Origin of the sequence: Peribacillus sp. NPDC060253, from assembly GCF_042727425.1 — a bacterium.
Classification (GTDB): Bacteria; Bacillota; Bacilli; order Bacillales; family DSM-1321; genus Peribacillus.
Window position 1 is genome coordinate 13,579 of record NZ_JBHXAS010000002.1, and the last position, 18,151, is coordinate 31,729.

The window sequence follows — 18,151 nt, forward strand, 5'->3', positions numbered from 1 at the left end:
AAATAAAAAAACCACATGAATCACTGATTCATGTGGTTTTTCATTTGCTGAAGAATCTTCTTTTCCAGCCTTGACACTTGAACTTGAGATATACCAAGCCTGGCCGCTACTTCCGACTGTGTCTGATCTTTATAATACCTCAGGAAAACAATCAGCCTTTCACGTTCATTCAATTCATGAATCGCTTCTTTCAATGCGATTTGATCAAACCAAGATGTTTCGTTATGGTCGGCAATCTGGTCAAGAAGAGTAATCGGATCTCCATCATTTTCGTAAACCGTTTCGTGGATGGATGAAGGGCTCCTGCTAGCTTCTTGAGCCATGATGATTTCCTCTGGCGACAGCTCAAGATGTTCCGCCAATTCATTGACAGTCGGGACCCGACCATACGTCTTGGAAAGTTCTTCTTTGGCCCTGCGAATTTTATTCGCCATTTCTTTCAAAGACCGGCTCACTTTTACCGTTCCGTCATCACGGATAAAACGTTGGATTTCACCAATGATCATTGGTACAGCATACGTTGAGAATTTCACTTCAAACGATAAGTCAAATTTGTCCACGGACTTCAAAAGACCTATGCAGCCAATTTGATAAAGGTCATCCGGTTCATAACCTCGATTGAGGAATCTTTGCACTACTGACCATACAAGCCTGAGATTGCTATTGACAATCAAGTTCCTTGCATCTTGGTCACCGCTCTGGCTGCGTTGAATCAAATTCCTCAATTCCTCATCTTTTAAATGGGGCTGGCCTTTTTTGCTCTTCTCGTTTTTAACCTCCACATCCATATGCAAGTCTCCCTTAATTGCACAAAGCTCTGCTTGTAGTTAAGTGCTTTTTTAATCGAATGATCGTGCCTTCACCCTTATGGGAAATTATATTGATTTCATCCATGAAGTTTTCCATGATGGTGAATCCCATACCGGAACGTTCAAGTTCGGGCTTTGTCGTAAATAACGGCTGTTTAGCCTCCTCGACGTCCTCAATGCCCAGTCCTTCATCCCGAATGGTCAATTCTACTGTATCACCTTCGATGACCACTGAAATGTAGACCCAACCTTCCGGATCACTCTCATACCCATGGATAATCGAATTCGTAACGGCTTCTGACACGACAGTTTTGATTTCTGTCAATTCATCCATCGTCGGGTCCAATTGGGCAATGAAAGCCGCAACAGTTACCCTGGCAAAAGATTCATTTTGGCTTAGTGCGGAAAATTTCGTTTCCATTTTATTTTTCATTTTAGGCAACCCCCAGTCTTTGCAAAGCGTTTTTTTCGGATAGTTCCATTTTAACAATTTTAAACAACCCTGACATCTCAAATAACCGCTTTACTGCTGGAGAAATTGCACAGACCACCATTTCACCTTGCTTTTTGTTTACCTGCTTATAACGCCCTAAAATAACTCCGAGCCCTGAACTGTCCATAAAATGCAATTCTTCCATGTTGAGAATAATATGCTGGATGTTATGCTTTTGAATGGCTGCCTCTGCCTGGTTTTTCAATTTTTCTGCTGTATGATGATCCAAATCACCTTTGAGACGAATGCACAATACGCGATTTTTCGCCTCCATATTAATCGTAAGACTCACTATATACAGCCTCCTTCACTGTCTTGTAATGAGTCAAATTCTCTTTTTTACCTGCCGATTCCTTCTTAACAGCAAAACTAGTGGAGTTTCGCCTAAATTAGTACTATTACCAGGCATTGCGACAATTTATTCTATTTTGCTTGAGAAAACATGCCGAAAGCACGTTTATACAATTGCCACCAGCTGGCATTTTCAACAGATTCCTTCGCGATAATTGGAGATTCGACATACACCTTACCGTTTTTCTTCAATTCAAGCGTACCAATTTGATCACCTTTTTTTATAGGGGCTTTCAAATCTTTATCAAGAGTGACTTTTTTTGTGAAGTCCTTTGCCGTTCCGTTCTTGGCTGTCAAAACTGAAATAGGTTCACTTGTCACTCCCACCACCGCTTTCTTGTGGCCTTTACTCACCCTTGATTCACCTAACACCTCGCCGCGTTTATAAATCGGATATGTGATGTATTGTGAAAATGCATAATCTAGCATCTTGGTGACCTGAGCGTTTCGTTCCTTTGGAGTATCGGCTCCAAAAACGACTGCAATGACACGCATATTCCCTTTTTTTGCAGTGGCTGTCAGACAGTATTTCGCTTCATTAGTGAACCCTGTCTTTAGCCCATCCACTCCAGGATAAAATTTTACTAATCTATTCGTGTTAACAAGCCAGAACTTCTTATCGGTGTTTTCACGGAGATAATCTTCATATGTACCCGTGAATCTTGTAATCGTATCGTATTTCAATAGTTCCTTCGCCATGATCGACATATCATGGGCCGAGCTGTAATGATCTTTAACTGGAAGGCCTGTCGCGTTTTGGAACTTTGTATTTTTCAAACCTAAGTCTTTCGCCTTTTTGTTCATTTTTTTAACAAACTCTTCTTCGGAGCCGGCAAGACGTTCAGCCATCGCAACCGATGCATCATTCGCCGAACCAATCGAGATGCCTTTAAGCATTTGTTCTGTGGTCATTTCTTCACCTGGCTCGAGGAAGATTTGGGACCCTCCCATCGATGCTGCATACTCACTTGTCCTGATTTTCTCCTTCATGCTTAGTTCGCCTTTATCGATCGCTTCCATGATCAGCAGCATTGTCATGATTTTCGTCATACTAGCCGGTGAAAGACGAATGTCTGCATTTTTATCATACAGAATGGCGCCTGTATCCCGTTCAATCAAAATAGCGGATTTAGCATTGGCCGCCAAGTCGACTCCTTTATCTTTAGCTGCTTCTGTATGTGGGATGCAAAAGCCTATTGCTATTAATACGGTTATAAATAGAGAAAGAATCCGCTTCATCTCCATACCCTCCAATCTTGATATCATTTATTTTTTCCATTAAACCCATTTTTATACAATTAAAGATGAATTTTGAACATACATTGAATATCAGTACCAATTAACAAAAAGCAAAAGAGGATGCGCATGGGCATCCTCTTTTTTAACATTCATTGGAAAAACACAAAAAGGTCACCCTGAAAAAGGGTGACCTTTTTAAAATCATTTATTCCATGATTTCTTTATAGATTAGGGTAGGTTTTTCGACCTTCTCTTTTGAAATCGCAATGCTTTCATACAATTTTTCTTTTACTTTTGTAACATCTTCAAAATTGCTGTAAATCGTCACAAGGGATTCACCTTTTGCCACTGTTTCCCCGATTTTTTTACGGAGTACAAGCCCGACTGCCAAATCGATCTCTGATTCTTTTGTAGCTCTCCCGGCGCCTAAAAGCATAGCTGCCGTTCCCACTTCATCGGCGATGATCTCCGATACATATCCATCCTCTTTCGCTTCTAGCTCGAAAGTATGAGCAGCCTGTGGAAGTTTTTCCGGCTGATCTACAACCGAACCATCGCCTCCCTGAGCTTCTAAGAAAACCTTGAATGAGTTTAGTGCAGAACCATCTTTTATCGCATTTTCAAGCAAGGTTCTTGCTTCTTCCAGCGAACTTGCCTTTTTGGCAAGGTATACCATATGACTTCCTAGTGTTAAAGAAAGTTCCGTTAAATCTTCCGGGCCTTCCCCTTTAAGCGTATCGATGGCTTCCTTCACTTCTAATGCATTTCCGATTGCGTATCCCAGCGGTTGGCTCATATCGGAAATGACAGCCATTGTGTTACGCCCGACATTGTTCCCGATGCTCACCATTGCATGCGCTAATTCTTCAGAATCTTCGAGAGTTTTCATGAAAGCGCCAGCTCCTGTTTTAACATCGAGTACGATTGCATCAGCACCAGCGGCGATTTTCTTACTCATGATCGAACCAGCAATCAAGCCGATACTGTTAACGGTAGCCGTAACATCGCGCAATGCATATAACTTTTTGTCCGCTGGAGTCAGGTTACCACTTTGTCCAATGACAGCTATTTTATTTTTATTCACAAGCCGAATGAACTCGTCATTTTCGATTTCAACATGAAAGCCCTTTACAGATTCCAACTTATCGATCGTTCCGCCTGTATGGCCAAGACCCCGTCCTGACATCTTTGCAACCGGAACACCTACCGCAGCAACTAATGGCCCAAGCACGAGTGTTGTGGTATCCCCAACACCGCCCGTTGAATGTTTATCGACCTTGATTCCTTCAATCATCGATAAGTCGATTTGATCGCCTGACTCGACCATTGCCATGGTTAAATCAGCACGTTCCTGCTCATTCATCCCTTTGAAATAAACAGCCATTGACCAAGCACTCATTTGGTAATCAGGTATCGTTCCATCAGTAAACCCTTTGATGATGAACTGTATTTCTTCTGTAGAAAGAGCCTTTCCATCCCGCTTTTTCTCGATTAAATCTACCATTCTCATAATAGAATCCCCACTTTTTTAAGACACCGATACTCTCAGGTGTACTTGTATTTTTTTGATCATTTTATATGTCTTTAACGATGTGCTTCACAAAATCCAGAAAACTGCTTTTCACTTTTTCCGTCGTTTCAATTACCTCTACATGCGACAAAGGCTGATCGAGAATGCCTGCCGCCATATTGGTAAGGCATGATATTCCGAGCACCTTCATATCGCTATGTCTAGCCACGATAACTTCTGGAACCGTTGACATCCCAACTGCATCCCCGCCAAGGATTCTTGCCATTTTCACTTCTGCAGGCGTCTCATATGTCGGACCTGAATTCCCGATATAGACACCTTCTTTAATATCCAACCCGAGTGTTGATGCGATTTTTTTAGCTTGAGTCCGCAGCCCCTTGTTATAAGCTTCTGACATATCAGGGAACCTAGGCCCAAAACGCTCTTCATTAGGACCGATCAATGGGTTTGCCCCCATTAAATTAATATGATCCGTAATCAGCATCAAGTCGCCTGGTGCGAAGCTTTCATTAACACTTCCAGCAGCATTGGTTACAATTAATTGCTCAACGCCAAGAAGTTTCATAACCCGTACAGGAAATGTGACTTTCTCCATGGAGTAACCTTCATAAAAATGAAAGCGTCCTTGCATGGCTACAACTTTTTTGCCACTTAATTGACCAATGACAAGTTGTCCTGCATGTCCTTCAACAGTCGATACCGGAAATTCCGGGATATCGTGGTATGGGATCGTTATGGGATTTTCAATTTCATCTGCCAATACTCCAAGTCCAGAACCAAGAATCAATCCTATCTCCGGGGAGCCTTCAATCTTATTTTTTATAAATGCAGCAGCTGTCTCTATTTTATTAAACATCTATTTAATCTCCCCTTCATTTATATCGCCCAATATATTTTTCCCGAAGGCAGGCATTTTCACATCAAAATTAGCAGCGACCGTCGCTCCGATGTCAGCAAATGTATCTCTTACTGGAAGCTCGGCACCTTTAGTAAATCGTTTGGAATAGACTAATAATGGCACATATTCACGTGTATGATCGGTTCCTTCATGAACCGGATCATTCCCGTGATCGGCAGTTATGATCAATAAATCATCCTCATGTAGTTTATCGAGAACTTCCGGCATCCGAGCGTCGAATTCTTCCAAGGCTTTTCCGTATCCCTCTGGATCGCGGCGATGTCCGTATAAAGCATCGAAGTCGACTAGATTAAGGAAGCTTAACCCTTTGAAGTCCTGTTCTATCGTTTGAATTAATTTATCCATTCCATCCATATTAGATACGGTCCGTAAGGATTCAGTTACACCTTCTCCATCAAAAATATCTGAAATTTTCCCGATTGCGAGAACATCATATCCGGAATCTTTCAATTCATCCATAACTGTCCGGTTAAAAGGCTTCAATGCATAATCATGACGGTTAGGCGTTCTTTTGAAGCTGCCTGGCTCACCTGTGAATGGTCTAGCAATAACGCGTCCAACCTTATACTCATCAGCCATTGTCACTTCACGTGCAATTTCACAAACCTTATATAATTCGTCTATCGGCACGATGTCTTCATGTGCAGCAATCTGTAAAACGGAATCAGCTGATGTATATACAATCAATGCACCCGTCTTCATATGTTCCTCGCCAAGTCTTTCAATGATCTCCGTACCGCTGGCTGGGACGTTCCCAATAATTCCACGACCCATTTTCGCCTCAAGTTCATTCACTAATAACTCAGGAAAACCATTTGGAAATACACGGAATGGAGTGGATATATTCAACCCCATGATTTCCCAATGTCCAGTCATCGTATCTTTACCTGTAGATGCTTCTTTCATTTTCGTATAGTATGCGAGCGGTTGCTGAGCTTTATCAATCCCTTTTATTTCACGGATATTTCCTAAACCCAATTTTGCAAGATTCGGCATGTTCAAACCATTCATTTTATCTGCGATATGGCCGAGAGTATCAGCCCCTTTATCACCAAATAAATCTGCATCAGGTGCTTCGCCAATCCCAACTGAATCCATAACGACTACAAATATTCGTTTAAATGCTGAATTCCCTTTCATGTTCATTCCTCCTAAAATAGTAAATCACTTTTATACTCTCTATTTTACCCTTATATCGCTCCGTTACTCTTCAATAAAATGAAATCACGAGAACGTCAGAAGTCTGACCTCTCTACATTGTAAACGATTACTATGTTGGAAACAAATAATATATTTCAGAAAAAAAAAGCTAATACATGTATGACCAAGAACCATTAGCTGCCTTATAGTCCAGTCCATATTGTAAAAAGGCCGATCCTTTAACTGCCTTTCAGTTAAATTCACAGCCTCTCTATCATTCTGCCATTCTTCTAAGCTCGCGGATGGAATTTGGAATATACATCCTTGATCCTAACGTTCGTAATATGTGTATAAATCTGTGTTGTTGAAATATCCGCATGCCCCAGCATTTCTTGGACGGCACGTAAGTCTGCCCCATTCATCAATAGATGTGTCGCGAAAGAATGTCTTAGTGTATGCGGTGTGATTTCTTTTTCTATTTGTGCCGATTTTACAAGTTTTTTTAGAATCTTCCAAAATCCCTGTCTTGTCAGCCTGTTACCATGATGATTCAAAAAAAGTGAATCTGTTCTGTGCTTGTGACTGGCTAATTTCCCTCGGGAACTCTCCAAATAATGTTCAATCGCCCCCAATGCCGTTTGTCCAATCGGAATGATTCTCTCCTTATTTCCTTTCCCGACACAACGGACAAACCCCATCGATGCATGTACATCACTTACATCCATGGATATCAACTCACTAACGCGCATCCCTGTCGCATACATCAATTCAAGCATCGCCTTATCGCGCAGGCCGAATTCGTCCATGAACTTCGGGGCTTCCAATAACGCTTCAACCTCTTCCATGCTTAATACTTTCGGAAGGGTTCGTTCCGGTTTCGGCGTTTCTATATGTATGGACGGATCCTGATCGGTTACTTTTTCCCTTAGAAGAAATTGATGAAAGGACCGGATCGAGGCAATATGACGTGCTACCGTCTTCGATGATTTTCCTTGATCCTTCAATTGAACGAGAAAATGCAAGATGTTCACACGCCGGGAATCATTCCATTCGGTAATGGATTCAACATCTTTCAAATAGCTCCAATATGATCTTAAGTCACGCTCATAGGAAACGAGCGTATTCTTGGCCAGTCCTTTTTCAATGGTTAAAAAATGAATAAAATCCCTGATTTGATTCTCCATATTCATTACTCCCCGTTTAAATAAAACAACATTAAGCGTTCCAGCCATGCATCCTCACCCGTATCAACAGCCTTCGATACTTTCACAGCCATTCCTTTGGGTTCATCATAACGATGATAATTTTGATATTCCTGATTTAACCATACCATTCCTATATAAAAAAGAACAGTGAAGCCAACAAAGAGAACCATCACTTTAGCCGTATGCAAAACAAGCGATAATGTCGTTTTCATCTTCTTTCCCCTCCCATTCAATCCTTTGTATCAATCTATGCCCAACAGGACAAGTTTTATACGCGTTTCGGTAAGGGGAAAGGAAAAACTGCCTTTACGTGAGAAAATTCATTCCTTAAAACGGTTTTCTTGATGCCTTTGCAAAAGATTCTAAAAAACGCAGAAAACCTTCTCCATTAAATGGAAAAGGTCACACTTCATTCACCTTTATTTTCTTCTTTGTCATGGCATCGATGACAAATGCCATGAAAGGTTAATCTATGGTCTTTTATCTTGAAGTTCCATTCGCGTTCCACAATGGCTTCCACGTCTTCAAGTAAGTCTTCCTGGATCTCATCTACCGCACCACATTCCACACAAACAAGATGATGATGGAAATGCGCAGCTCCTTCTTGTCTTAAATCATAACGGGAAACCCCGTCTCCAAAGTTAATTTTATCTACTATCTTCAATTCAGTCAGCAACTCTAGCGTACGGTATACTGTTGCCAATCCAATTTCCGGCGACTTTTCTTTGACAAGGAGGTAAACGTCTTCTGCGCTTAAATGATCCTCTTCGTGCTCAAGTAAAACGCGGACGGTCGCTTCTCGCTGAGGCGTTAATTTGTAGCTGGACGAGTGCAACTGCTTTTTTATCCTATCAATTCTGTTTTCTATTTCCATACCTAATATTCCCTCCCGCGCCGCTATCTTATCCATTATATCAAAAGAGGGAAAACTGTCAAAATAGATTTCTTGTTAATGATAAAAAAATTTGCGATAAAAGCAAATCTCCGTCAATGACCCAATAAACTTACGACGTTTTTCATTAAAGAAGGTGATAGATACGCTTCAAATGCTGCAGCTGTAATCAAAAACAATCCTGACAAAATCAATGAGAAAATATACCGTGAAATTATTGGCTTCAGCGGCTCACGGATCTGCTTAAGGAAAATCCTGCTGATCATTTTCATTGATAGTGAAACAGCAAGGACGGTTATCACGATGAATATCGGCACGATGAATATATTTTGGGGCAGAATGGAGACAAATGATAATAAGAACCCGCTCCATCCCATTTGATTGACTAAAAATCCGACTGTAAATCCAACAACCATTCCTTTTATAAATAACAAAACCAAAATGACCGGCAAACCGATGACCGAAATTCCCAGAATCCAGATGAGGCCAATATATTTTATATTATGCATAATACTTTGGCTGAACATATCATGCGAAGAGGCAAATTCACCTTTGGATACTTGTCCGAAAAATTGAGATAAATAATAGAACAAGTCCTCCTTTTGGGTAAAGCTCAAACTATTCACAAGTACTGCTCCAAAAATGACACCCATCAAAAAAAGCACAGTGATAAAGACATATAATGAGGAATGTTCGTTAATATGTTTCATTACGGCATTTTGTACGACAGATTTTTTTTTCATCTTTCATCCTCCCAACTCCGCTTACTAGAATCTATGTTTTCACTCTCTCATTTATGCTAAGAAAACATTCTCCGTCCGGCAGAACATTTTCAATTGAATCCATGTTATAATTTTCCATATCTATTACGAGGAGGTAGGCGATGAAAGCTATATTAATGGATTTCCCAGAAAAAATTGAAACCCAACGATTATATCTTAGGCCCTGTTTGCCTGGCGATGGCCATGATGTTTACGAAGCCCTCGTTCATTCTAAACCCGAATTAAAACAATGGCTGCCATTTGCCCATCAGGATGCGTCCTTGGAAACGTCCGAACAGAACGTTCTAAAATCACATGCGGACTTTATTTTAAAAGAGGATATCAGACTTCATATTTATAGGAAGGAAGACGATCAATTCGTTGGCTCCACTGGTCTGCACCGAATTAACTGGGATATCCCAAAATTTGAAATTGGTTATTGGATTGATACGAGGTTCAGTAAAAAAGGATACATAACGGAAGCGATAGATAAATTAACCAAATTCGCTTTTTATCATTATGGCGCAAAGCGGGTCGAAATCCGTTGTGACCTCAATAATATTGCCAGCAAACGTATCCCCGAGAAGCTAGGGTATACCCTTGAAGGAACTTTGCATAATGACTGCCTAAGTGCAGACGGCAAGGAATTGCGGAATACCTCCATTTACGCAAAAACAACAAACTAAAAAGTCCTGACAGATGACAAGCTCATCTACAGGACTTTTTTTGTTCGATTATATTCAACTTTCCCTTTTGACCTTTCCGTATTTGCCTCCGCCCCCTACTTCAAAAGAAAGGGTCCCTTTTCTTGCAGAATCGATGTAGGAGGCCAATTTTTCAGGAACGATTTCCTTGAGCTGCTCAAGCGTAACTTCATGAAGGATATTCATCTCGGTCCCAAATGCCTCCAGTAGTTTTTCCATGGATTTAGGTCCCAATCCAGGGATGAAGTCGAGTGGTACTTGATGGATATAAGGCGGTCTTTCCCTTCGATGGCTTCCATTCATATTGGAAAGTTCTTCAATCCGTAACGATACCCCTTTTATAATGGATTTATTCCCACATTCAGAACATGGTTCACTATCCCTCAATACCTGGTGTAAACAAGCTGAACATACGGTTTGATGATATTTTCCCAATAATGGGTTCAATCCATAATTGGCGGTCACCTTACGATTTTCTTTTTCTCTAAGGGCTTTTTCCAGTTCATTGAAGCTTGGTTCTTCAAGTCGGATTTTTTGATATTCACGAGCAATTTTCCCAAGCGAATGCGCATCGGAATTTGTCACGAATACATAGGATTCCAACTCTTCGATATCCTTGACCATCTCTGTATCTGAACTTAAACCAAGCTCGATGGCATCAATCAGTTTCGGATCGAGTACTTCGGTCAGACTGGATCGCACCCCTTTTCCATATAAGCTTTTAAATGGTGTGAAAACATGGGCCGGGATAAATAGGCCTCCCAGTGACTTGACGATTTTTTGTAACGTTCTCCCATCACAATAAATCCTTTGGGAGCTTAAGGTGATATTTTTAACATGGCCGCCCATCCATGTAGAGAATTCCTTCATTGCTTTTAAAGTTGGAAAATAGGCGAGGACATGGATTGGTCCATTACAATTCTGATCATAAATCTCAATCTCCGAGCCTGGGATGATTGTTGTATTCCTGTACAGAAGGCCGCCTTCAATCTTTTCCGTAACCTCCCCTTCCAGAATCCCCTCTTCGATTTCTTCAATGACTTCAGGAGAATGGCAATCGATGATCCCGATTAAATCAAGACCCTTCCTTTCACTTGCAACTTGCAGCACTTTACTGAAGGTTAATGTTTTAGCACCGGTTATTTTTACGGACCTTCCGCTTCTCGTTCTGCCTATATGGATATGAAGGTCTGCGTAAAACTCTTTCATTTATGAAGTCATTGCCTCTTTCAAAAGCAGATACTGAACAGCATATGCCGTTTTGGCATCCTGGATTTTCCCGTCAGCCATATATTTTTGAGCTTCCTCCAGCGTGAGTTCAATCATCTCGACAAATTCATCTTCATCAAGTGGTGCCGCATTTTCTTTCTTTTTCAAATTGTGGGCCACATAGAGATGGACCAATTCATCTGCAAACCCTGGGGAAGTATAAAAGGATATGATGTGCTCCATCTTTTCGCATTCATAACCTGTCTCTTCTTCCAGTTCCCTTTTAGCCGACAGAACCGGTTCTTCGCCTTTTTCCAGCTTTCCTGCAGGGATTTCCACCAAGCTTCTCTCCAGCGCTTTTCGATACTGTTCCACCAAGATGATTTTATTTTCTGCCGTAAGCGCTATGATGGCAACCGCCCCCGGATGTTTGACTATTTCACGTTTTCCCGTTTTCCCATCAGGAAGCTCTACATCATCCACTTGCAGGCTGATTACCTTTCCTGTAAAGATTTTTTCCGAAGATAGCGTTTTCTCTTCAAATTTTTTCATCTTGACCACTCCTCTGTTCTAATTGCCGCATGATTCCTCATACATTTTACCATAATAGAGATGGAGGGCGATTTAATGAAAGTTTATGTATTGGAAAAAAGCGTTACTTTATCCGGAAAGAGTTGGGAAATCATTCAAAAACTAAAACAATTGCAAAATCAATATGTCTATATCAATGATTGGATTGCCGACATACACCCACAGGCACCACCCGCTCCTTTAAAACGGATAAAGTGAATTCTTTGAGTGAAATGGTTTTCTCCTTTACAATGAATGTTAAAGGAGTGGATAACATGAAAAAACGCAGACTAGGCAGTTCCGAATTGCTAGTTTCTGAAATCGGGCTCGGATGCATGTCATTGGGAACTGTTGAAAATCAGGCATCTGAAATCATACAGGCCGCTTTAGATGAAGGAATCAATTATTTTGATACTGCTGACTTATATGATTTCGGTGTGAATGAAGAAATCGTCGGAAAGAATTTAAAATCTGTCCGCGATAAGGTATACATAGCCACCAAGGTTGGAAACCGCTGGAACGACAATAAGGATGCCTGGAGCTGGGATCCTTCTGGCACTTACATTAAAACGGCAGTAAAGGATAGCTTAAAACGACTGGGGACTGATTATATTGATCTTTATCAGTTACATGGCGGCACCATTTCAGACAATATCGGAGAAACGGTAGAAGCATTTGAAGAACTAAAAAAAGAAGGCTATATCCGGTATTATGGAATTTCCTCGATTCGTCCGAATGTAATCGAGGAATTCACTGAAAAGTCTGAACCCGATTCCGTTATGATGCAATATAACTTACTAGACCGCCGTCCGGAAGAGTGGATGTCCCTTTTGGCCAACAAACAGATCAGCATCATCGCACGCGGTCCCCTTGCTAAAGGGCTGCTTAGCGAGAGAATGCTTGAAAAGGCAAATGCCGATGGGTACCTTGACTATAGCTATCACGAACTTAAAGATTTGCTTCCGCAATTAAAGGACAAACTTTCTGATAGGAAGTTGAATGAAACGGCGCTTCAATATGTATTATCACATCAAAGCGTCGCTACCGTTGTACCCGGTGCAAGCTCAATACAGCAGCTGCGTGAAAACTGCAAGGCCGCAAACAGCTCTTCACTGTCTAAAACGGAACTTGCTATCTTGGAGCAGTTGACCAAAGCGAACAAATATGAAAGTCATCGGGATTAAAATGATTCAATCAAACTAAATATCATGGACATCGGTAGGCTGCCTTATCTCCGTTTAACCAGCGGGATAGGCAGCCTATTTCCGTTTCCCTCGCTTTTTCTTCGCCATACTGCTCTTCTGTACCCTCTTTCTGTTTTCTATCACTTATCGCTTTGCTTCCCCCAACAGTTTTACCTCCTTTTTCTAAAATATTTGCAAACCAGCAGAGATGGAAAAGTGACGGAGAGCTTAGCCTCCATGTTACCGAGAGTATGCCATTCGAATTGTTTTTCAACTATTCTTTTTCATTGCTATTCTAAAAATGATGTTGTACAATTCAATTGTGCACAATTAAAATACAAAGACAAGGGAGAAATAATGATGACAAAAACTTTATTTACAACGTCTGTAACGGTTGATGGCGGAAGAGAAGGAACAGCAATCTCTGCTGATGGTAACTTTACGGTTGATATAGCGATGCCTGGAACACCAAGGGCCAAACAGATGCCTGAAGCATCCAATCCGGAACAGCTTTTCGCTGCTGGATATGCTGCATGTTTTGATAGTGCTTTGCAATCAGTCGGTAAAATTGAACGCCTTTCATTTGATTCCAAAGTCACCGCCAGTGTCAGTTTATTGATGGGGGAAATGCACCAGTACAGCTTAGCTGTCACTTTAGCTGTGAAGGGATCTGGAATCGATAAAGTGACATTTGAAACACTTGTTCATAAAGCGCATCAAATGTGCCCTTATTCAAAAGCCATCAACGGCAATGTGGACGTCACTATTGAAGTCGATGTAGATTAATAATTTTAAAAAACACTTGGGCTCCCCAAGCGATTCAGACTGTGGACAAACTCGATAATAATGGAGTTGATCTGACCCAATAAATCGCCTAAATAATGACCTTGGAGAGGTCGCTATTCTCTATAACTGCTTTAAACCAATAAAAAATCAAAAAGGTTTCGGAATGAGACCAATCCGAAACCTTTTTGTCTACAAACTAAACGCTTGAGCTATCCCAAGCGTTTTTTTCTTTTCGCTAAAATTTCTGTAATGTTTTCAATAGTTGGAGCAGCGAGGCTTTCAAATCCTCGACCACCTTCTTATCCTCACCCGACATAGCTGAAATGCGATCGGGAATGAAACAAGCCTCTTCATGTAAACCCATTCCTTTTTCCGTCAGCTGAATCATGACAGACCGTTCATCTTGAGTGGAACGTTCACGGACAATCAGACCATTCTGTTCCATTCGTTTTAACATGGGGGTAAGCGTCCCTGAGTCCAGGGCAAGTAATTCCCCTAGTTTTTTGACTGTAAGTGTATCCTGCTCCCATAGTAGAAGGAGAACGAGGTACTGTGGATATGTCACTTCGAGTTTATCAAGCAGCGGTTTATATTTTTTCGTCATTTCCCTTGAACTTGCATAAAGCAGGAAACATAATTGGTCTTCCAGTACATTTTCTATTTTACTTTGCATCAAATCACCAGCTAGTAGTAGTCCATCCGATATGAATGCATATCGAACTTACCTCTAATATAATCGTTATACTTTATAAAATAAAGGAATAGTCTGTTTTTCTAAAGAATGGTTCTTTTTATCGATGAATCAAGTCCAAAAAGGGAGACAGCCCTCTTTCTTATGCCGCTCCTTTTTTTCTTTATTTTATTTATAGTTCTTCCAGTTCAGATTGCTTTCACCCAATAGCTCTTCGAATGATTTGTTTTTCTCACGCTGTTTTCTTTCTGCACGTTTTTTTTCTTCTTCCGCTGCCTTTTTCTCCACTTCAGCCTCATTCAATTCTTTTTGTTTTTGACGAAGCTGGGACATGATATCTTGATTGAGCATATCACCAAGTTTCAATGATGATGAATCTTTATCTTGGTTTTTACTTTGATTTTGATTGCGCGGCTGTTTCTTTTTCATCCTTAAAACCTCCTAGCCAGTATAATGAAATCATTATATCACGATTGCCGTTTTTCTCGTTAGGTTTTCAAAACAGTGTTTTCCCATTTCCCTCATGGTAAAATAAAGAAAATCAACCAAGGAGGAGCATTCATGAAAAAATGGTGGCTCGTAATAGCTGGAATTCTAACCTATATCATCGGCGTCGGCATTTATTTTTCCAATCGGATCATGTACATGAAAAAGAAGGAAGATGATTTTATCCAAAATCGTGAAATCCTGGCTAAACGCCTGATTAGGGAGGATTTCGATAATCTGCCTAAAACGGAAATATGGATACCTTCACCATCCGGATATTCCTTGAAATGTTTATTTATCGAACCGTATGAAACCAATAAGTGGGTAGTCATTTCTCATGGTGTGACGGAGAACAAAGTCAATTCGATTAAGTACATGAATATTTTTCTTAAGCGGGGCTTCAATGCCATCATTTATGACCACCGCCGTCATGGGGATTCTGGTGGCAAGACGAGCAGTTATGGACATTATGAAAAATTCGACCTGAAGGCCGTTATCGATGAATTGAAAAGACGTAAAGGTCCCGATCTTCACATTGGCATTCATGGGGAATCCATGGGGGCGGTAACCCTTCTTTTATATGCCGGAATGCTTGAAGATGGCGCTGATTTTTACATTGCCGATTGTCCATTTTCAAATTTCGAGGATCAGATCAAACACCAGCTCAAGCTGAAAATCCCAATTCCCGCTTGGACCGTGTTTCCGCTTGGGCGTACGTTCATCAAACTTCGTGACGGATATTGGACAAATGAAGTGTCCCCGATCAATTATATGAAAAACATCCGAAACCCCGTGCTCTTCATCCATAGTGAAAATGACAGCTTCATCCCCGCTTCCATGACGATGGAATTATATGCAGCAAAAGAGGGCCCAAAGCAGCTGTATATTGCTAAAAAAGGGGCCCACGCTCAATCTTATAATGAAAATCCACAAGAATATGAAAATCAAATCGATCAGTTTCTCAAACTTGTCTGAGAAGGAAAAGAGAGGGTATCCAAGATTCCCTCTTTGCTGCGTTAGATTTTATTAAAATAGCTCATCCTCGGATTTAAGATTTGATTCGGACTTTTTAACTGAAAGCTGTTCGCTTCCGGCACAAAGTCTATTTTCATGACTTCATCCAGAAAAATCATTTTTGATGTTTCTACGTACAGAGGGAGTCCGTTCGTTTCCGCTTTTTCGGTACCTTCTTCAAGTTCGTTGACCAGCCATAGCGCCGTCACGCCACTTACAACGCAGCCACAGCCATCCGTATCATATTTCAACTGTAAATATCCTTTTTGCCCCTGTACCTTACTGGCTATTTTCTCTGCCGCTCTTTCCGTCCATTCAATATACATGATTACATGCCTCCCGAAGTCTTTGCATTTCCTCATTATAAACGATAAAAACGTTTCTGTTAACGAAACTGCCTGCTTCCTTTTCCTCCGCTAACTGTGCTAACAAGTGCGGATTCTCTTATACCCCGATGATTTCCTTCCATTATGAAAGAGGACGGAAATTGTTTCGAAAATGAAAGGCCGGCTCCGGGAACAGCTCTTCGCTTCATTATTCCATTATCCTTACATCCGCTATATCAGAAAGCCTGATATAATGAGCCTGCTGAAAACGATCGACGACATGAAGCTTTTGGGTGAGCTCATTATAATAATGGATCCTGCCAATTAACAGCTGATACCGGTTTCCTTCATAATGAGCAACCGTGACATCCTTTCTTTCCTCCATCGCTTCCCCCATCACCACATTCATTTCTTCCAGTTGCTGCTCATCCACGATGCGCTTCGCTTCATAGCCATCCTCCACCACCCAATCCCGAAGCATTTTCACATGCTCCGGCAACATCATCGATGTCCATTTGATACGGCCGCGATCACGAATCATTCTTTTCCCTCCCTTCAAATTCAGCCTCACGCCTTATGCCCGCCAAGCAGCCTGCTTCGGTAAACAGCTGTGCCTGCTTCGGTATACGAAACTGCACGCAATAACGATTTGGATCCATATTTATGGCGGATTCGATCAACCGTGTAACTCAACTCCCGCTTCTTCCAGCGCGAAGCATCAAATAAAGTCAGCTGCATCTCGTTATCATCCACAATATTCGAGAGTCTGACCTCTATGCTCCGAACCGTTTTTTGCTTATAGTTCTCACGAAAAAGCTCCAGGCAAACTTTATATAACTCCATCGTAATGTTGGTCGGTTCGCTAATCGAACGCGAACGATGGAAACCTCCGCCAAACTCATCCTTGCTGTAACCAATACTTAAACTGACCGTCCTTCCTGCCTTGCGGTGGGTGCGTGCCCTTCTTCCAACTTCTTCGCAAATTTCCAGCATAACCTGCTTTACCTCATGCTCCTCCTTATAATCCCGCAGCAGAATCTGACTTTTGCCAAAGCTGACCTGTCCTTCGATGATCACTGCCCCCATGTCCGATAAATCTATTCCCCACGCATGATGGTAAAGCTGATTGCCCATAATTCCAAACTTCGCTTCAAGTAATTCAAGATCATAATTGGCAAGCTGCCCAACCGTAAATATTCCCATTCCATGAAGGGTTTTTTCTACGCGCCTGCCGATTCCCCACATTTCACGAAGTGGGGAAATCGGCCATAATTTGCTTGGCACATCCTCATACTTCCATTCGGCAATCCCTACATGTTTGGCTTCCAAATCAAGACAAAGTTTTGCCATAAGCATGTTCGGACCAATTCCAATGGCACAGGGAAGCTGTAATTCCCGTTCGATTTCATCTTTTATCTTTTCAGCTATCACCCGGGCATCTCCCCATAAAGAAGCGGCACCATCGACTTTCACAAAACTTTCGTCCACACTGTACACGTGAATCGCTTCTTTGGGCACATAACGGTTAAACAAACGGGTGATTTCCGTCGCAACCCTTAAATAGGTCGCCATTTTGGGTTCAACGACGACAATTCTTGGATCATTCGGAATCTCGAACATCCGCGAACCTGTCTTGATGCCAAACTCCTTCTTCATCTTTGGAGAAGCCGCAAGCACAATGCTCCCCGTCCTCTTCAAATCACCAACCACCGCTAAATAACAATCAAGTGGGTTCAAACCAAGCATGACCGCTGAACAGCTTGCATAAAAACTTTTCATATCGATACACATAATTGATTGTTTCGGCATCGTCCCATAATCCATCATTTCTTCACCCTAAC

Annotated in this window: 24 protein-coding genes; 5 read left to right on the forward strand and 19 right to left on the reverse strand. The window is 41.4% G+C overall.

Annotated elements, in window-relative coordinates; genetic code table 11:
• Positions 1 to 20 precede the first annotated feature (20 nt).
• The 11 genes from sigF to spoIIM form a co-directional block, all read right to left on the reverse strand.
• Positions 21 to 788: an RNA polymerase sporulation sigma factor SigF gene (gene sigF, locus ACFWE9_RS00785; protein ID WP_034308137.1), complete on the reverse strand. Its 768-nt coding sequence runs from the start codon at positions 786 to 788 to the stop codon at positions 21 to 23.
• Between the two features lie 13 nt (positions 789 to 801).
• Positions 802 to 1,242, reverse strand: a complete 441-nt coding sequence (spoIIAB, locus tag ACFWE9_RS00790; RefSeq protein WP_034308139.1) for an anti-sigma F factor — start codon at positions 1,240 to 1,242, stop codon at positions 802 to 804.
• A 1-nt stretch (position 1,243) separates the two neighbouring features.
• Positions 1,244 to 1,594 (reverse strand): anti-sigma F factor antagonist, encoded by a 351-nt coding sequence (gene spoIIAA, locus ACFWE9_RS00795; protein WP_057914308.1) that lies wholly within the window; start codon positions 1,592 to 1,594, stop codon positions 1,244 to 1,246.
• Positions 1,595 to 1,725: 131 nt separating this feature from the next.
• The gene (locus ACFWE9_RS00800) at positions 1,726 to 2,892 is read right to left on the reverse strand and encodes a D-alanyl-D-alanine carboxypeptidase family protein (RefSeq protein ID WP_230156889.1); all 1,167 of its coding nucleotides are present in this window, start codon (positions 2,890 to 2,892) and stop codon (positions 1,726 to 1,728) included.
• 205 nt (positions 2,893 to 3,097) lie between these two features.
• Positions 3,098 to 4,402, reverse strand: coding sequence for a pyrimidine-nucleoside phosphorylase (locus tag ACFWE9_RS00805; RefSeq protein WP_230156888.1), 1,305 nt, complete (start codon positions 4,400 to 4,402; stop codon positions 3,098 to 3,100).
• 64 nt (positions 4,403 to 4,466) lie between these two features.
• Complete coding sequence (locus ACFWE9_RS00810; protein ID WP_230156887.1) at positions 4,467 to 5,279, reverse strand: purine-nucleoside phosphorylase; 813 nt, start codon at positions 5,277 to 5,279, stop codon at positions 4,467 to 4,469.
• Positions 5,280 to 6,482, reverse strand: coding sequence for a phosphopentomutase (gene deoB / locus ACFWE9_RS00815; protein WP_230156886.1), 1,203 nt, complete (start codon positions 6,480 to 6,482; stop codon positions 5,280 to 5,282).
• Between the two features lie 290 nt (positions 6,483 to 6,772).
• Positions 6,773 to 7,666 (reverse strand): site-specific tyrosine recombinase XerD, encoded by an 894-nt coding sequence (gene xerD, locus ACFWE9_RS00820; protein WP_230156884.1) that lies wholly within the window; start codon positions 7,664 to 7,666, stop codon positions 6,773 to 6,775.
• 5 nt (positions 7,667 to 7,671) lie between these two features.
• Positions 7,672 to 7,899 carry a YqzK family protein gene (locus ACFWE9_RS00825; RefSeq protein ID WP_230156881.1) on the reverse strand — a complete coding sequence of 76 codons (228 nt, stop codon included), beginning with the start codon at positions 7,897 to 7,899 and terminating at the stop codon, positions 7,672 to 7,674.
• Positions 7,900 to 8,096: 197 nt separating this feature from the next.
• A complete protein-coding gene (gene fur, locus ACFWE9_RS00830) occupies positions 8,097 to 8,555 on the reverse strand; it encodes a ferric iron uptake transcriptional regulator (RefSeq protein ID WP_230157092.1) in 459 nt (152 codons plus the stop codon).
• 119 nt (positions 8,556 to 8,674) lie between these two features.
• Positions 8,675 to 9,322, reverse strand: a complete 648-nt coding sequence (gene spoIIM, locus ACFWE9_RS00835) for a stage II sporulation protein M (RefSeq protein WP_230156879.1) — start codon at positions 9,320 to 9,322, stop codon at positions 8,675 to 8,677.
• 140 nt (positions 9,323 to 9,462) lie between these two features.
• Between spoIIM and ACFWE9_RS00840 the strand changes: the two genes are divergently transcribed.
• Positions 9,463 to 10,026, forward strand: coding sequence for a GNAT family N-acetyltransferase (locus tag ACFWE9_RS00840; RefSeq protein WP_230156877.1), 564 nt, complete (start codon positions 9,463 to 9,465; stop codon positions 10,024 to 10,026).
• Positions 10,027 to 10,080: 54 nt separating this feature from the next.
• Here the strand turns inward: ACFWE9_RS00840 and ACFWE9_RS00845 are convergent, their stop codons facing one another.
• Positions 10,081 to 11,253, reverse strand: a complete 1,173-nt coding sequence (locus ACFWE9_RS00845; protein ID WP_230156875.1) for an endonuclease Q family protein — start codon at positions 11,251 to 11,253, stop codon at positions 10,081 to 10,083.
• Positions 11,254 to 11,805: an NUDIX hydrolase gene (locus ACFWE9_RS00850; protein WP_230156874.1), complete on the reverse strand. Its 552-nt coding sequence runs from the start codon at positions 11,803 to 11,805 to the stop codon at positions 11,254 to 11,256.
• Positions 11,806 to 11,880: 75 nt separating this feature from the next.
• On the opposite strand from ACFWE9_RS00850, the gene mciZ reads away from it, so the two are divergent.
• Both mciZ and ACFWE9_RS00860 read left to right on the forward strand, forming a co-directional pair.
• A complete protein-coding gene (gene mciZ, locus ACFWE9_RS00855) occupies positions 11,881 to 12,042 on the forward strand; it encodes a Z-ring formation inhibitor MciZ (RefSeq protein WP_230156873.1) in 162 nt (53 codons plus the stop codon).
• A 56-nt stretch (positions 12,043 to 12,098) separates the two neighbouring features.
• Entirely contained in the window at positions 12,099 to 13,007 is a 909-nt protein-coding gene (locus ACFWE9_RS00860; protein WP_230156872.1) for an aldo/keto reductase, read from the forward strand.
• 22 nt (positions 13,008 to 13,029) lie between these two features.
• Here ACFWE9_RS00860 and ACFWE9_RS00865 read toward each other — a convergent pair whose 3' ends face one another.
• Positions 13,030 to 13,281, reverse strand: a complete 252-nt coding sequence (locus tag ACFWE9_RS00865) for a hypothetical protein (RefSeq protein ID WP_230156871.1) — start codon at positions 13,279 to 13,281, stop codon at positions 13,030 to 13,032.
• An 86-nt stretch (positions 13,282 to 13,367) separates the two neighbouring features.
• On the opposite strand from ACFWE9_RS00865, the gene ACFWE9_RS00870 reads away from it, so the two are divergent.
• Positions 13,368 to 13,793 carry an organic hydroperoxide resistance protein gene (locus ACFWE9_RS00870; RefSeq protein ID WP_230156870.1) on the forward strand — a complete coding sequence of 142 codons (426 nt, stop codon included), beginning with the start codon at positions 13,368 to 13,370 and terminating at the stop codon, positions 13,791 to 13,793.
• Between the two features lie 235 nt (positions 13,794 to 14,028).
• Here ACFWE9_RS00870 and ACFWE9_RS00875 read toward each other — a convergent pair whose 3' ends face one another.
• Together ACFWE9_RS00875 and ACFWE9_RS00880 are read right to left on the reverse strand one after the other, a co-directional pair.
• Positions 14,029 to 14,466 carry a MarR family winged helix-turn-helix transcriptional regulator gene (locus tag ACFWE9_RS00875; RefSeq protein WP_230156867.1) on the reverse strand — a complete coding sequence of 146 codons (438 nt, stop codon included), beginning with the start codon at positions 14,464 to 14,466 and terminating at the stop codon, positions 14,029 to 14,031.
• A 186-nt stretch (positions 14,467 to 14,652) separates the two neighbouring features.
• Complete coding sequence (locus ACFWE9_RS00880; RefSeq protein ID WP_230156865.1) at positions 14,653 to 14,913, reverse strand: YqkE family protein; 261 nt, start codon at positions 14,911 to 14,913, stop codon at positions 14,653 to 14,655.
• Between the two features lie 132 nt (positions 14,914 to 15,045).
• Between ACFWE9_RS00880 and ACFWE9_RS00885 the strand changes: the two genes are divergently transcribed.
• Positions 15,046 to 15,945, forward strand: coding sequence for an alpha/beta hydrolase (locus tag ACFWE9_RS00885; RefSeq protein ID WP_230156863.1), 900 nt, complete (start codon positions 15,046 to 15,048; stop codon positions 15,943 to 15,945).
• 41 nt (positions 15,946 to 15,986) lie between these two features.
• Here the strand turns inward: ACFWE9_RS00885 and ACFWE9_RS00890 are convergent, their stop codons facing one another.
• The 3 genes from ACFWE9_RS00890 to ACFWE9_RS00900 all read right to left on the reverse strand — a co-directional run bounded on the left by ACFWE9_RS00890 (position 15,987) and on the right by ACFWE9_RS00900 (position 18,137).
• Positions 15,987 to 16,310 carry an iron-sulfur cluster biosynthesis family protein gene (locus tag ACFWE9_RS00890; protein WP_230156861.1) on the reverse strand — a complete coding sequence of 108 codons (324 nt, stop codon included), beginning with the start codon at positions 16,308 to 16,310 and terminating at the stop codon, positions 15,987 to 15,989.
• A gap of 208 nt (positions 16,311 to 16,518) precedes the next feature.
• Complete coding sequence (locus ACFWE9_RS00895; RefSeq protein WP_230156859.1) at positions 16,519 to 16,851, reverse strand: YolD-like family protein; 333 nt, start codon at positions 16,849 to 16,851, stop codon at positions 16,519 to 16,521.
• Positions 16,852 to 16,877: 26 nt separating this feature from the next.
• Complete coding sequence (locus ACFWE9_RS00900; protein ID WP_230156857.1) at positions 16,878 to 18,137, reverse strand: Y-family DNA polymerase; 1,260 nt, start codon at positions 18,135 to 18,137, stop codon at positions 16,878 to 16,880.
• Positions 18,138 to 18,151 lie beyond the last annotated feature (14 nt).